Origin of the sequence: Citrobacter sp. R4 (assembly GCF_026719175.1) — a bacterium.
GTDB classification, from domain to species: domain Bacteria; phylum Pseudomonadota; class Gammaproteobacteria; order Enterobacterales; family Enterobacteriaceae; genus Citrobacter_A; species Citrobacter_A sedlakii.
Genome location: NZ_JAPPSU010000002.1, coordinates 572,872 through 586,989, shown reverse-complemented (window position 1 = coordinate 586,989; position 14,118 = coordinate 572,872). Strand labels below are relative to the sequence as shown.

11 protein-coding genes are annotated in these 14,118 nt (G+C 55.5%); 10 read left to right on the top strand and 1 reads right to left on the bottom strand.

The genetic code is table 11. From position 1 onward, the window contains the following. Positions 1–2: 2 nt before the first annotated feature. The 10 genes from nusA to mtr all read left to right on the top strand — a co-directional run bounded on the left by nusA (position 3) and on the right by mtr (position 13,009). Positions 3–1,490: a transcription termination factor NusA gene (gene nusA / locus OOJ60_RS08260; RefSeq protein ID WP_042291836.1), complete on the top strand. Its 1,488-nt coding sequence runs from the start codon at positions 3–5 to the stop codon at positions 1,488–1,490. A 24-nt stretch (positions 1,491–1,514) separates the two neighbouring features. Continuing rightward, entirely contained in the window at positions 1,515–4,196 is a 2,682-nt protein-coding gene (gene infB / locus OOJ60_RS08255; protein WP_042291835.1) for a translation initiation factor IF-2, read from the top strand. A 214-nt stretch (positions 4,197–4,410) separates the two neighbouring features. Further along, positions 4,411–4,812, top strand: a complete 402-nt coding sequence (gene rbfA, locus OOJ60_RS08250; RefSeq protein ID WP_001040201.1) for a 30S ribosome-binding factor RbfA — start codon at positions 4,411–4,413, stop codon at positions 4,810–4,812. Continuing rightward, positions 4,812–5,756: a tRNA pseudouridine(55) synthase TruB gene (truB, locus tag OOJ60_RS08245; RefSeq protein ID WP_042291832.1), complete on the top strand. Its 945-nt coding sequence runs from the start codon at positions 4,812–4,814 to the stop codon at positions 5,754–5,756. The genes rbfA and truB overlap by 1 nt, the downstream gene beginning before the upstream one ends. Positions 5,757–5,905: 149 nt before the next feature. Beyond that, positions 5,906–6,175: a 30S ribosomal protein S15 gene (rpsO, locus tag OOJ60_RS08240; RefSeq protein WP_000059465.1), complete on the top strand. Its 270-nt coding sequence runs from the start codon at positions 5,906–5,908 to the stop codon at positions 6,173–6,175. Between the two features lie 245 nt (positions 6,176–6,420). After that, the gene (pnp, locus tag OOJ60_RS08235) at positions 6,421–8,556 is read left to right on the top strand and encodes a polyribonucleotide nucleotidyltransferase (RefSeq protein ID WP_042291830.1); all 2,136 of its coding nucleotides are present in this window, start codon (positions 6,421–6,423) and stop codon (positions 8,554–8,556) included. A gap of 108 nt (positions 8,557–8,664) precedes the next feature. After that, the gene (nlpI, locus tag OOJ60_RS08230; RefSeq protein WP_042291827.1) at positions 8,665–9,549 is read left to right on the top strand and encodes a lipoprotein NlpI; all 885 of its coding nucleotides are present in this window, start codon (positions 8,665–8,667) and stop codon (positions 9,547–9,549) included. Positions 9,550–9,654: 105 nt separating this feature from the next. Beyond that, entirely contained in the window at positions 9,655–9,735 is an 81-nt protein-coding gene (gene yrbN / locus OOJ60_RS08225; RefSeq protein WP_010723222.1) for a protein YrbN, read from the top strand. Then, the gene (gene deaD, locus OOJ60_RS08220) at positions 9,728–11,620 is read left to right on the top strand and encodes an ATP-dependent RNA helicase DeaD (protein ID WP_205612382.1); all 1,893 of its coding nucleotides are present in this window, start codon (positions 9,728–9,730) and stop codon (positions 11,618–11,620) included. The genes yrbN and deaD overlap by 8 nt, the downstream gene beginning before the upstream one ends. A 144-nt stretch (positions 11,621–11,764) precedes the next feature. Beyond that, positions 11,765–13,009: a tryptophan permease gene (mtr, locus tag OOJ60_RS08215; protein WP_205612381.1), complete on the top strand. Its 1,245-nt coding sequence runs from the start codon at positions 11,765–11,767 to the stop codon at positions 13,007–13,009. A 43-nt stretch (positions 13,010–13,052) separates the two neighbouring features. Here mtr and OOJ60_RS08210 read toward each other — a convergent pair whose 3' ends face one another. Continuing rightward, a complete protein-coding gene (locus OOJ60_RS08210; RefSeq protein WP_205612380.1) occupies positions 13,053–14,060 on the bottom strand; it encodes a luciferase-like monooxygenase in 1,008 nt (335 codons plus the stop codon). Between the last annotated feature and the right edge of the window lie 58 nt (positions 14,061–14,118).

Here is a 14,118-nt window from a genome sequence, read left to right as displayed (position 1 = left end):
CGATGAACAAAGAAATTTTGGCTGTTGTTGAAGCCGTATCCAACGAAAAGGCGCTGCCACGCGAGAAGATTTTTGAAGCGCTGGAAAGTGCGCTGGCTACAGCAACTAAGAAAAAATATGAACAAGAGATCGACGTTCGCGTAGAAATCGATCGTAAAAGCGGTGATTTCGATACCTTCCGTCGCTGGCTGATTGTTGAAGAAGTAACCCAGCCGACGAAAGAGATTACGCTCGAAGCGGCGCGTTTTGAAGACGAAAGCCTGAACCTGGGCGACTACGTTGAAGATCAGATCGAATCTGTCACCTTTGACCGTATCACCACCCAGACGGCAAAACAGGTTATCGTACAGAAAGTACGTGAAGCCGAACGCGCGATGGTTGTCGATCAGTTCCGTGAACACGAAGGTGAAATCATCACCGGCGTAGTGAAGAAAGTGAACCGCGACAACATCTCACTGGATCTCGGAAATAATGCTGAAGCCGTGATCCTGCGTGAAGATATGCTGCCGCGTGAAAACTTCCGTCCGGGCGACCGTATCCGCGGCGTACTGTATGCAGTCCGTCCGGAAGCGCGCGGTGCGCAGCTGTTCGTTACCCGCTCCAAACCGGAAATGCTGGTCGAATTGTTCCGCATTGAAGTGCCGGAAATTGGCGAAGAAGTGATCGAAATTAAAGCGGCGGCTCGCGATCCGGGTTCCCGTGCGAAAATCGCGGTGAAAACCAACGACAAGCGTATCGACCCGGTCGGCGCCTGCGTAGGTATGCGCGGCGCGCGCGTTCAGGCGGTGTCGACCGAACTGGGCGGCGAGCGTATTGATATCGTTCTGTGGGACGATAATCCGGCGCAGTTCGTCATTAACGCAATGGCGCCTGCTGACGTCGCGTCTATCGTGGTGGATGAAGACAAACACACCATGGATATCGCCGTCGAAGCGGGTAATCTGGCGCAAGCGATTGGACGTAACGGTCAGAACGTCCGTCTGGCTTCGCAACTGAGCGGCTGGGAACTCAACGTAATGACCGTTGATGACCTGCAGGCAAAACATCAGGCTGAAGCCCACGCCGCCATCGATACCTTCACCAAATATCTCGATATTGATGAAGAGTTCGCAACAGTTCTGGTTGAAGAAGGTTTCGCAACCCTGGAAGAGCTGGCCTACGTGCCAATGAAAGAACTGCTGGAAATCGACGGACTTGACGAGCCGACCGTTGAAGCGCTGCGCGAGCGCGCTAAAAACGCACTGACCACTCTGGCACTGGCCCAGGAAGAAAGCCTCGGTGATAACAAACCGACTGACGATCTGCTGAATCTCGACGGTATGGATCGTGAACTGGCCTTCAAACTGGCTGCCCGTGGTGTTTGTACGCTGGAAGATCTCGCCGAACAGGGCATTGATGATCTGGCTGATATCGAAGGGTTGACCGACGAAAAAGCCGGAGAGCTGATTATGGCTGCCCGTAATATTTGCTGGTTCGGTGACGAAGCGTAATAAACTGTAGCAGGAAGGAACAGCATGACAGATGTAACCGTAAAAACGCTGGCCGCAGAGATACAGACCTCCGTGGAACGCCTGGTACAGCAATTTGCTGATGCCGGTATCCCGAAGTCTGCTGATGACTCTGTGTCCGCACAAGAAAAACAGACCTTACTGGCGCACCTGAACCGTGAAAACGGCTCAGGCCCGGATAAGCTGACGCTGCAACGTAAAACGCGTAGCACCCTGAACATTCCTGGTACCGGTGGAAAAAGCAAATCGGTACAAATCGAAGTCCGCAAGAAGCGCACATTTGTGAAACGCGACCCGCAAGAGGCTGAACGTCTCGCCGCGGAGGAGCAAGCGCAGCGTGAAGCGGAAGAGCAAGCCCGTCGTGAGGCAGAAGAAGCAGCCAAACGCGAGGCGCAACAAAAAGCTGAACGTGAGGCCGCAGAACAAGCTAAGCGTGACGCCGCTGAAAAAGCGAAACGTGAAGCTGCGGAAAAAGACAAAGTGAGCAATCAACAGACTGACGATATGACCAAAACCGCCCAGGCCGAAAAAGCCCGCCGTGAAAATGAAGCTGCTGAGCTGAAGCGTAAAGCGGAAGAAGAAGCGCGCCGCAAGCTTGAAGAAGAAGCGCGTCGCGTAGCGGAAGAAGCTCGCCGTATGGCGGAAGAAAACAAATGGACGGATAACACTGAGCCGACTGAAGACACCAGTGATTATCACGTCACCACTTCTCAGCATGCCCGCCAGGCTGAAGACGAGAATGATCGTGAGGTTGAAGGCGGCCGTGGCCGCGGTCGCAACACGAAAGCGGCCCGTCCGGCGAAGAAAGGCAACAAGCACGCTGAGTCTAAAGCCGATCGCGAAGAAGCGCGCGCAGCGGTTCGTGGCGGTAAAGGCGGCAAGCGTAAAGGTTCCGCGCTGCAGCAGAGCTTCCAGAAGCCAGCGCAAGCCGTTAACCGTGACGTTGTGATTGGCGAAACCATCACCGTTGGCGAACTGGCGAACAAGATGGCGGTGAAAGGCTCTCAGGTCATCAAAGCGATGATGAAACTGGGCGCAATGGCCACCATTAACCAGGTCATCGACCAGGAAACCGCGCAGCTGGTTGCCGAAGAGATGGGCCACAAAGTGATCCTGCGTCGTGAAAACGAGCTGGAAGAAGCGGTAATGAGCGACCGTGACACCGGCGCAGCGGCTGAACCGCGCGCACCGGTAGTGACCATCATGGGTCACGTTGACCACGGTAAAACCTCTCTGCTGGACTATATCCGTTCCACGAAAGTGGCCTCTGGCGAAGCGGGCGGCATTACCCAGCACATCGGTGCGTATCACGTTGAAACCGACAACGGCATGATCACCTTCCTGGATACCCCGGGTCACGCCGCGTTTACCTCCATGCGTGCGCGTGGCGCCCAGGCAACGGATATCGTGGTTCTGGTTGTTGCCGCAGACGACGGCGTGATGCCGCAGACCATCGAAGCTATCCAGCACGCGAAAGCGGCGGGTGTGCCGGTGGTGGTTGCAGTGAACAAAATCGATAAGCCGGAAGCGGATCCGGATCGCGTGAAGAATGAACTGTCCCAGTACGGCATTCTGCCGGAAGAGTGGGGCGGTGAAAGCCAGTTCGTCCACGTATCGGCAAAAGCCGGTACGGGCATTGACGAGCTGCTGGATGCGATCCTGCTGCAAGCCGAAGTACTTGAGCTGAAAGCGGTACGTAAAGGCATGGCGAGCGGCGCGGTCATCGAATCCTTCCTGGATAAAGGACGTGGCCCGGTTGCTACCGTTCTGGTTCGCGAAGGTACCCTGCATAAAGGCGATATCGTGCTGTGTGGCTTCGAATATGGCCGCGTTCGTGCGATGCGTAACGAACTGGGTCAGGAAGTGCTGGAAGCGGGTCCGTCGATTCCGGTGGAAATCCTCGGTCTGTCCGGCGTACCGGCTGCGGGTGATGAAGTGACCGTGGTGCGTGACGAGAAGAAAGCGCGTGAAGTTGCACTGTACCGTCAGGGCAAATTCCGTGAAGTCAAACTGGCGCGTCAGCAGAAATCGAAACTCGAGAACATGTTCGCCAACATGACCGAAGGCGAAGTTCACGAAGTGAATATCGTGCTGAAGGCCGACGTACAGGGCTCTGTGGAAGCGATCTCCGACTCCTTGCTGAAACTGTCTACGGACGAAGTGAAAGTGAAGATCATCGGTTCCGGCGTGGGCGGTATCACCGAAACCGACGCGACCCTGGCGGCAGCATCCAACGCGATTCTGGTTGGCTTCAACGTACGTGCCGATGCGTCTGCGCGCAAAGTGATCGAAGCGGAAAACCTGGATCTGCGTTACTACTCCGTCATCTATAACCTGATCGACGAAGTGAAAGCGGCGATGAGCGGTATGCTGTCTCCGGAACTGAAACAGCAGATTATTGGTCTGGCTGAAGTGCGTGATGTGTTCAAATCACCGAAATTCGGTGCGATCGCGGGCTGTATGGTTACCGAAGGCACGATCAAACGTCACAACCCGATCCGCGTTCTGCGCGACAACGTGGTTATCTACGAAGGCGAGCTGGAATCCCTGCGCCGCTTCAAAGATGACGTCAACGAAGTCCGTAACGGTATGGAATGTGGTATCGGCGTGAAGAACTACAATGACGTTCGCGTCGGCGATATGATCGAAGTGTTCGAGATTATCGAGATCCAACGTACCATCGCATAATCTTCGTCGTCTTTCGGGCCGCAACTGCGTTGGCTACGAGTGTTCACCCCGGTCACATAGTTATCTATGCTCCCGGGGATTCACACTCTTGCCGCCTTGTTGCAACCCAAAATACTTAGAAGATAATTTTGCGTAGGCCGGGTAAGCGAAGCGCCACCCGGCATGAATTTCAAAAGGGGGCTGATTGCTCCCTTTTTTGTCTGGAGAATTGATTATGGCGAAAGAATTTGGTCGCCCGCAGCGCGTGGCGCAGGAAATGCAAAAAGAGATCGCAATTATCCTGCAACGCGAAATTAAAGATCCGCGCCTGGGCATGATGACGACCGTTTCCGGTGTCGAAATGTCCCGCGATCTGGCGTATGCCAAAGTGTACGTCACTTTCCTGAACGACAAAGATGAAGACGCAGTGAAAGCGGGCATCAAAGCGTTGCAGGAAGCCTCCGGTTTTATCCGTTCCCTGCTGGGTAAGGCAATGCGCCTGCGGATCGTGCCGGAACTGACCTTCTTCTACGACAACTCGCTGGTCGAAGGGATGCGCATGTCTAACCTGGTGACCAACGTGGTAAAACATGACGAAGAGCGTCGTGTGAACCCGGACGACAGCAAGGAGGACTAATGAGTCGTCCTCGTCGTCGTGGTCGCGACATTCACGGTGTCCTGCTGCTGGACAAGCCGCAGGGCATGTCCAGCAATGATGTCCTGCAGAAAGTAAAGCGCATTTATAACGCCAACCGCGCCGGACACACCGGTGCGCTGGATCCGCTGGCGACCGGTATGCTGCCGATTTGCCTCGGAGAAGCGACAAAGTTTTCGCAATATCTGCTGGATTCTGACAAGCGCTATCGTGTGATTGCCCGTCTCGGGCAGCGAACGGACACCTCCGATGCCGACGGGCAAATCGTGCAGGAGCGTCCGGTAACGTTTACCCCTGAGCAGCTTGCCGCCGCGCTGGATACCTTTCGTGGCGACATTGAACAGATCCCATCGATGTACTCGGCGCTCAAGTATCAGGGCAAAAAGCTCTACGAATACGCGCGTCAGGGGATAGAAGTACCGCGGGAAGCCCGACCGATAACGGTTTACGAACTGCTGTTTATTCGCCAGGAAGGCAATGAACTGGAGCTGGAAGTGCACTGCTCGAAAGGCACCTACATCCGCACCATCATCGACGATCTTGGCGAAGCGCTGGGCTGCGGGGCGCATGTCACCTATCTGCGCCGCCTGACGGTAAGCAACTATCCGGTTGATCGGATGGTGACGCTGGAACAACTGCGTGAGCGGGTGGCGCAAGCCGAGCAGCAGGGCATTCCGGCGGCGCAGCTGCTGGATCCGCTGCTGATGCCAATGGACAGTCCGGCCTCGGACTACCCGGTCGTTAATCTGCCGTTAACCTCCTCGGTTTACTTTAAAAATGGTAATCCGGTACGCACCGCGGGCGCGCCGCTGGACGGGCTGGTCCGCGTGACGGAAGGGGATGACGGTAAGTTTATTGGCATGGGCGAGATCGACGATGAAGGCCGCGTGGCGCCTCGTCGGTTAGTGGTGGAATACCCAGCCTGATGCGGGTTCGTCTTGCGATAAGCAGGCGCTACGAGTAGAATACTGGCGCTTAACGTCGCGTAAATTTTTTAACAGTTTACGCGATGTACACTGGGACTGCTGAATTAGAGATCGGCGTCCTTTCATTCTTAATACTTTGGAGTTTTAAAATGTCTCTAAGTACTGAAGCTACAGCTAAAATCGTTTCTGAGTTCGGTCGTGACGCAAACGACACCGGTTCTACCGATGTTCAGGTTGCTCTGTTGACTGCACAGATTAACCACCTGCAGGGTCACTTTGCAGAGCACAAAAAAGATCACCACAGCCGTCGTGGTCTGCTGCGCATGGTTTCTCAGCGTCGTAAACTGCTCGACTACCTGAAACGTAAAGATGTTGCACGCTACACCGCGCTGATCGAGCGTCTGGGTCTGCGTCGCTAATTCTTGCGAGTTTCAAAAAAGGGGGCCTTCATGGCCCCTTTTTTCAAGCAGATGGCAGCAATTCACGGGAAACTATTGTATTGTTGCTATGAATGATCTTCCGTTGCAGAGGTTCGCGCGGCTAATGAGAGGCTTTACCCAATATCATGCGGGTTAGGGTTGTCATTAGTCGCGAGGATGCGCAGAAGATCGGGTCTTAACGGCGACTCAGCATAGGGTCGCCAGAATCAGGAAAGGATATTATTTTGCTTAATCCGATCGTTCGTAAATTCCAGTACGGTCAACATACCGTTACGCTGGAAACTGGCATGATGGCGCGTCAGGCCACTGCCGCTGTTATGGTTAGCATGGATGACACTGCGGTATTCGTTACCGTTGTGGGCCAGAAAAAAGCCAAACCAGGTCAGGACTTCTTCCCGCTGACCGTTAACTATCAGGAGCGTACCTACGCTGCTGGTCGTATTCCGGGTAGCTTCTTCCGTCGTGAAGGCCGCCCGAGCGAAGGTGAAACCCTGATCGCGCGTCTGATTGACCGCCCGGTTCGCCCGCTGTTCCCGGAAGGCTTTGTCAACGAAGTCCAGGTTATCGCGACCGTGGTTTCCGTTAACCCGCAGGTTAACCCGGATATCGTTGCGATGATCGGCGCCTCTGCCGCGCTGTCCCTGTCCGGCATTCCGTTCAACGGCCCGATTGGCGCCGCGCGTGTAGGCTACATTAATGACCAGTACGTACTGAACCCGACGCAGGACGAACTGAAAGAGAGCAAGCTGGATCTGGTTGTTGCCGGTACTGAAGCGGCTGTGCTGATGGTTGAATCCGAAGCGGAACTGCTGAGCGAAGACCAGATGCTGGGCGCGGTGGTGTTCGGTCACGAACAGCAGCAGGTGGTTATCCAGGCGATCAACGATCTGGTGAAAGAAGCCGGTAAACCGCGCTGGGACTGGCAGCCGGAAGCCGTAAACGAAGCGCTGAACGCGCGCGTTGCTGCTCTGGCCGAGTCTCGTCTGAGCGACGCTTACCGCATCACCGACAAGCAGGAGCGTTACGCTCAGGTAGACGTGATCAAATCTGAAACCATCGATGCGTTGCTGGCGGAAGACGACACTCTGGACGCTAACGAGCTGGGTGAAATCCTGCACGCCATCGAGAAAAACGTTGTCCGTAGCCGCGTGCTGGCAGGCGAACCGCGTATCGATGGTCGTGAAAAAGATATGATTCGTGGTCTGGACGTGCGCACTGGCGTACTGCCGCGTACTCACGGTTCCGCACTGTTCACCCGTGGTGAAACTCAGGCGCTGGTTACCGCGACGCTGGGGACTGCCCGCGACGCGCAGGTGCTTGATGAACTGATGGGCGAGCGCACCGACAGCTTCCTGTTCCACTACAACTTCCCTCCGTACTCCGTCGGCGAAACCGGCATGGTCGGTTCTCCGAAACGTCGTGAAATCGGCCACGGTCGTCTGGCGAAGCGCGGCGTGCTGGCGGTTATGCCGGACATGGATAAATTCCCGTACACCGTGCGTGTGGTATCGGAAATCACTGAGTCCAACGGTTCTTCCTCCATGGCTTCCGTGTGTGGCGCGTCTCTGGCGCTGATGGACGCAGGCGTGCCGATCAAAGCCGCCGTTGCGGGTATCGCGATGGGTCTGGTGAAAGAAGGCGACAACTTTGTTGTCCTGTCTGACATTCTGGGCGACGAAGATCACCTGGGCGATATGGACTTCAAAGTAGCGGGTTCCCGCGACGGTATCTCTGCGCTGCAGATGGATATCAAAATTGAAGGTATCACCAAAGAGATCATGCAGGTTGCGCTGAACCAGGCTAAGGGTGCGCGTCTGCACATCCTCGGCGTGATGGAACAGGCGATCAACGCGCCGCGCGGCGACATCTCTGAATTCGCTCCGCGTATCCACACCATCAAGATCAACCCGGACAAGATCAAAGACGTGATCGGTAAGGGCGGTTCTGTGATCCGTGCGCTGACCGAAGAGACCGGCACCACCATTGAAATCGAAGACGACGGTACAGTGAAGATCGCCGCGACTGACGGTGACAAAGCGAAACACGCGATTCGCCGCATCGAAGAGATCACCGCTGAAATCGAAGTGGGTCGTATCTACAATGGTAAAGTGACCCGTATCGTTGACTTTGGCGCGTTTGTTGCCATCGGCGGCGGTAAAGAAGGTCTGGTCCACATCTCTCAGATCGCTGATAAGCGCGTTGAGAAAGTGACCGATTACCTGCAGATGGGACAGGAAGTACCGGTTAAAGTTCTGGAAGTTGACCGCCAGGGCCGCGTACGTCTGAGCATCAAAGAAGCCACTGAGCAGTCCCAGCCAGCTGCTGCGCCGGAAGCGCCAGCCAGCGAACAGGGCGAGTAAGGTTGTTTTTGCCCTCCGCTTTGCGGAGGGCGTTTAACCTGGCAGGACGCCTTGTTGAGCCGCCGGTGGACAGGACGTTCAGTTAATCGTTGTCTTCGGGAGTGGGAAATGAAGCCTTTTTTGCGCTGGTGTTTCGTAGCGACAGCACTCACGCTGGCAGGATGCAGTAACTCCGCCTGGCGTAAGAGTGAAGTCCTCGCAGTACCATTGCAACCGACTTTGCAGCAGGAAGTGATTCTGGCACGCATGGAACAAATCCTTGCCAGTCGGGCTTTAACCGATGACGAACGCGCGCAGCTTTTATATGAGCGCGGAGTGTTGTATGATAGTCTCGGTCTGAGGGCATTAGCGCGAAATGATTTTTCACAAGCGCTGGCAATCCGACCGGATATGCCTGAAGTATTCAATTACTTAGGTATATATTTAACGCAGGCAGGCAATTTTGATGCTGCCTATGAAGCGTTTGATTCTGTACTTGAGCTTGATCCAACTTACAACTACGCGCACTTAAATCGCGGTATCGCATTGTATTACGGCGGTCGCGACAAGTTAGCGCAAGATGATCTGCTGGCGTTTTATCAAGACGATCCCAATGATCCTTTCCGCAGCCTGTGGCTTTATCTCGCTGAGCAGAAGCTCGATGAGAAGCAGGCGAAAGAAGCGTTAAAACAGCGCTTCGAGAAATCGGATAAAGAACAATGGGGATGGAACATTGTCGAGTTCTACCTGGGCGACATTAGCGAATCCACGCTAATGGAAAAGCTTAAGGCAGACGCAACGGATAACACCTCGCTCGCTGAGCATCTCAGTGAAACCAACTTCTATTTAGGTAAGTACTACCTAAGTCTGGGGGATTTGGACAGCGCTACGGCTCTGTTCAAACTGGCGGTGGCTAACAACGTTCATAACTTTGTTGAGCACCGATATGCATTGTTGGAATTATCGCTCCTGGGCCAGGACCAAGATGACCTGGCAGAATCGGACCAGCAATAGCTGACGTACACATCAGCCCGTAATCTTATTGATTGCCATCACCTTCACGGGTGAGGGCGTTGTTGTTCGTTAATACACCTACTTTGAGCCGGTTCACACTTTTCAATGAAAATTGCAGATCAATTTCATGATGAGTTATGTAGACTGGCCGCCATTAATTTTGAGGCACACGTACTACATGGCTGAATTCGAAACCACTTTTGCAGATCTGGGCCTGAAGGCTCCTATCCTTGAAGCCCTTAACGATCTGGGTTACGAAAAACCATCTCCAATCCAGGCAGAGTGCATTCCGCATCTGCTGGGTGGTCGCGATGTTCTGGGTATGGCCCAGACAGGTAGCGGCAAAACCGCAGCGTTCTCTTTACCGCTGCTCAACAATCTTGATCCTGAGCTGAAGGCACCTCAGATTCTGGTGCTGGCACCGACCCGCGAACTGGCGGTTCAGGTTGCTGAAGCCATGACAGATTTCTCTAAACATATGCGCGGCGTAAACGTGGTAGCCCTGTACGGCGGCCAGCGTTATGACGTGCAGTTACGCGCCCTGCGTCAGGGGCCGCAGATCGTCGTCGGTACGCCGGGTCGTCTGCTTGATCACTTAAAACGCGGTACCCTTGACCTGTCTCGCCTGAGCGGTCTGGTACTGGACGAAGCCGATGAGATGCTGCGTATGGGCTTCATCGAGGACGTCGAAACTATCATGGCGCAGATCCCGGAAGGTCATCAGACCGCGCTGTTCTCTGCCACCATGCCGGAAGCGATTCGTCGCATTACCCGCCGCTTTATGAAAGAGCCGCAGGAAGTGCGCATTCAGTCCAGCGTGACAACCCGTCCTGACATCAGCCAGAGCTACTGGACCGTCTGGGGCATGCGTAAAAACGAAGCGCTGGTGCGTTTCCTGGAAGCAGAAGATTTTGATGCGGCGATTATCTTCGTTCGTACCAAAAACGCGACCCTGGAAGTGGCGGAAGCGCTGGAGCGTAACGGCTATAACAGCGCCGCGCTGAACGGTGACATGAACCAGGCGCTGCGTGAGCAGACGCTGGAACGCCTGAAAGATGGTCGTCTGGACATCCTGATCGCGACCGACGTTGCCGCCCGTGGCCTGGACGTTGAGCGTATCAGCCTGGTCGTCAACTACGACATCCCGATGGATTCCGAGTCTTACGTTCACCGTATCGGCCGTACGGGCCGCGCCGGTCGTGCGGGTCGCGCGCTGCTGTTCGTTGAGAACCGCGAGCGTCGTCTGCTGCGTAACATCGAACGCACCATGAAGCTGACCATTCCGGAAGTGGAACTGCCGAACGCAGAGCTGCTGGGCAAACGCCGTCTGGAAAAATTCGCCGCGAAAGTACAGCAACAGCTGGAAAGCAGCGACCTGGATCAGTACCGTGCGCTGCTGGCGAAAATCCAGCCGACCGAAGAAGGCGAAGAGCTGGATCTCGAAACGCTGGCCGCTGCGCTGCTGAAAATGGCGCAGGGTGAACGTACCCTGATCGTTCCGCCGGATGCGCCAATGCGTCCTAAGCGTGAGTTCCGCGACCGCGATGACCGTGGTCCGCGTGACCGCAACGATCGTGGTCCGCGTGGCGACCGAGAAGATCGTCCGCGTCGTGAACGTCGCGACGTAGGTGATATGCAGCTGTACCGCATTGAAGTGGGCCGTGATGATGGCGTGGAAGTGCGTCATATCGTGGGTGCGATTGCCAACGAAGGTGATATCAGCAGCCGTTACATTGGTAACATCAAGCTGTTCGCTTCTCACTCCACCATTGAACTGCCGAAAGGCATGCCGGGAGAAGTGCTGCAGCACTTTACGCGTACCCGCATCCTGAACAAGCCGATGAACATGCAGCTGCTGGGCGATGCACAGCCGCACACTGAACGTCGTGGCGGTGGTCGTGGCTTCGGTGGCGAACGCCGTGAAGGCGGTCGTGGCGAAGGTCGCGGTTTCGGCAGTGAGCGTCGCGAAGGCGGTCGCGGTGATGGACGTCGCTTCAGCGGCGAGCGTCGCGAAGGTCGTGCTCCACGTCGTGAAGAGGGTTCAAGCCGTCGCCGTTTTGGTGACGCGTAAATCCCGCGCTGACTAACGTAAAGTAAAAGATACAGGCCCCGATAAAATTATCGGGGCTTTTTTTATTCCCTTTGTACTATTGTACTGGTACAGTGCAGCGTATTAAAATTCAGTCGCAAAAGAATTCACTGGAGATCGGGCTGTATGGCAACACTAACCACCACCCAAACGTCACCGTCGCTGCTTGGCGGCGTGGTGATCATCGGCGGCACTATTATTGGCGCAGGGATGTTCTCTCTGCCGGTGGTTATGGCAGGTAGCTGGTTTTTCTGGTCCATGGCAGCGCTGGTCTTTACCTGGTTTTGCATGCTGCATTCCGGGCTGATGATCCTTGAAGCCAACCTGAACTACCGTATTGGCGCCAGCTTTGACACCATCACCAAAGACCTGCTGGGTAAAGGCTGGAACGTGGTCAACGGCATTTCGATTGCCTTTGTGCTTTATATTCTGACCTATGCCTACATTTCGGCGAGCGGCTCGATTCTGCATCACACCTTCGCTGAAATGTCGCTGAATGTGCCGGCTCGGGCAGCAGGCTTCGGCTTTGCGCTGTTGGTGGCGTTTGTGGTGTGGATGAGTACAAAAGCAGTGAGCCGGATGACGGCAATTGTACTGGGCGCGAAGGTGATCACCTTCTTCCTGACTTTCGGCAGCCTGCTTGGGCACGTCAACCCAACCACGCTGTTTAACGTCGCGGAAAGCAACGCCACCTATACGCCGTACCTGCTGATGACGCTGCCGTTTTGTCTGGCGTCATTTGGCTACCACGGTAACGTGCCGAGCCTGATGAAGTACTACGGCAAAGATCCGCGCACCATTGTGAAGTGTCTGGTCTACGGTACGCTGCTGGCGTTGGTGCTGTACAGCGTCTGGCTGCTGGGGACGATGGGCAATATTCCACGTCCGGGATTTATCGGCATTGCGCAGAAGGGCGGCAATATTGATGTGCTGGTGCAGGCGCTGAGCGGCGTACTGAACAGCCGCAGTCTGGATCTGCTGCTGGTAGTCTTCTCCAACTTCGCGGTGGCGAGTTCGTTCCTCGGCGTCACGCTTGGTCTGTTTGATTATCTTGCGGATCTTTTTGGCTTTGACGACTCAGCGATGGGGCGTTTCAAAACCGCGCTGTTGACCTTTGTTCCGCCGGTGGTGGGCGGCCTGCTGTGGCCGAACGGATTCCTGTACGCGATTGGCTACGCAGGACTGGCGGCGACGATCTGGGCGGCGATTGTCCCGGCGCTGCTGGCGCGTAAATCACGTGAACGCTTCGGTAGCCCAACATTCCGCGTCTGGGGCGGCAAACCGATGATTGCGCTGATCCTGGTGTTCGGCGTGGGCAACGCGCTGGTGCATATCCTGTCGAGCTTTAATTTATTGCCGGTGTATCAATAGCGATAATGCCCGGCAGGCGTAGCGCCACCGGGCAAACCCCTGTTTACCCCACCAGTTCTTCTTTCACCTGCATGGCAAGATCGAAGGAGTGCAGACGCGCCTGATGATCGAAAATTTGGCCATTAACCATAATCTCATCGGCCTGCGTTTCCCGCAGAATGGATTCCAGACCGTGGCGGACTTTCGCTTTATCCCCCACCAGCGACATGCTCAGCGACTGTTGTACGCCGTACTGTTCTGACGGCGACCAGAACTGATCCATATTCTGAATGGGCGGCGGAAGCTGGCCCGTTTCGCCACGGCGAAGTTTCACAAACGCCTGCTGCATTGAGGTAAACAGATATTCCGCATCACGGGTGCTGTCGGCGGCGATGATATTAATGCACACCATCGCGTACGGTTTTTCCAGTCGCGCGGAGGGTTTGAACTGAGTACGGTACAGATGTAGCGCCTGGAATAGCATATCCGGCGCGAAGTGCGAGGCGAACGCAAACGGCAGACCAAGCTGCGCCGCCAGCTGCGCGCTGTACAGGCTGGAACCCAACAGCCACACCGGGATCTGTTCGCCGTAGCCGGGCACCGGACGTACTTGCGGGTTGGGGTGGCAGGCGTCAAACCACTCCACCAGCTCCGCCACGTCGCGCGGGAAGTTATCGATATCGCCGCCCATATGACGACGCAGCGCGCGCATCGTGGGCTGATCGCTGCCCGGTGCGCGGCCGAGACCCAAATCAATGCGTCCCGGATACAGGGTGTTGAGCGTGCCGAACTGTTCGGCAATCACCAGCGGTGAATGGTTGGGTAGCATCACGCCGCCGGACCCCAGATGCAACGTGCTGGTATTCGCCGCCAGGTAACCAATCAGCACCGAGGTTGCCGCACTGGCGATGCCGGTCATGTTGTGGTGTTCCGCCAGCCAGTAGCGATGATAGCCGCGCTTTTCCGCCAGACGCGCGAGGTCCAGCGAGTGTGAGAATGCCTCTTTGGCCGAGGCCCCTTCAGGGATCGGCGCCAGATCCAGCACCGAGAATGGAATGGTTTTGTCAGTCATAACGGCTCACTTTGTTCCGGTTAATCTTGTCATACTGCATTAAAGATTAGCGAATGTT

Excerpts from the sequence above, each read along its gene's own strand:
- rpsO (WP_000059465.1), top strand. The coding sequence starts at position 5,906 with ATGTCTCTAAGTACTGAAGCTACAGCTAAAATCGTTTCTGAGTTCGGT.
- OOJ60_RS08210 (WP_205612380.1), bottom strand. The coding sequence starts at position 14,060 with ATGACTGACAAAACCATTCCATTCTCGGTGCTGGATCTGGCGCCGATC.
- nusA (WP_042291836.1), top strand. The coding sequence starts at position 3 with ATGAACAAAGAAATTTTGGCTGTTGTTGAAGCCGTATCCAACGAAAAG.
- deaD (WP_205612382.1), top strand. The coding sequence starts at position 9,728 with ATGGCTGAATTCGAAACCACTTTTGCAGATCTGGGCCTGAAGGCTCCT.
- rbfA (WP_001040201.1), top strand. The coding sequence starts at position 4,411 with ATGGCGAAAGAATTTGGTCGCCCGCAGCGCGTGGCGCAGGAAATGCAA.
- nlpI (WP_042291827.1), top strand. The coding sequence starts at position 8,665 with ATGAAGCCTTTTTTGCGCTGGTGTTTCGTAGCGACAGCACTCACGCTG.
- truB (WP_042291832.1), top strand. The coding sequence starts at position 4,812 with ATGAGTCGTCCTCGTCGTCGTGGTCGCGACATTCACGGTGTCCTGCTG.
- yrbN (WP_010723222.1), top strand. The coding sequence starts at position 9,655 with ATGAAAATTGCAGATCAATTTCATGATGAGTTATGTAGACTGGCCGCC.
- mtr (WP_205612381.1), top strand. The coding sequence starts at position 11,765 with ATGGCAACACTAACCACCACCCAAACGTCACCGTCGCTGCTTGGCGGC.
- infB (WP_042291835.1), top strand. The coding sequence starts at position 1,515 with ATGACAGATGTAACCGTAAAAACGCTGGCCGCAGAGATACAGACCTCC.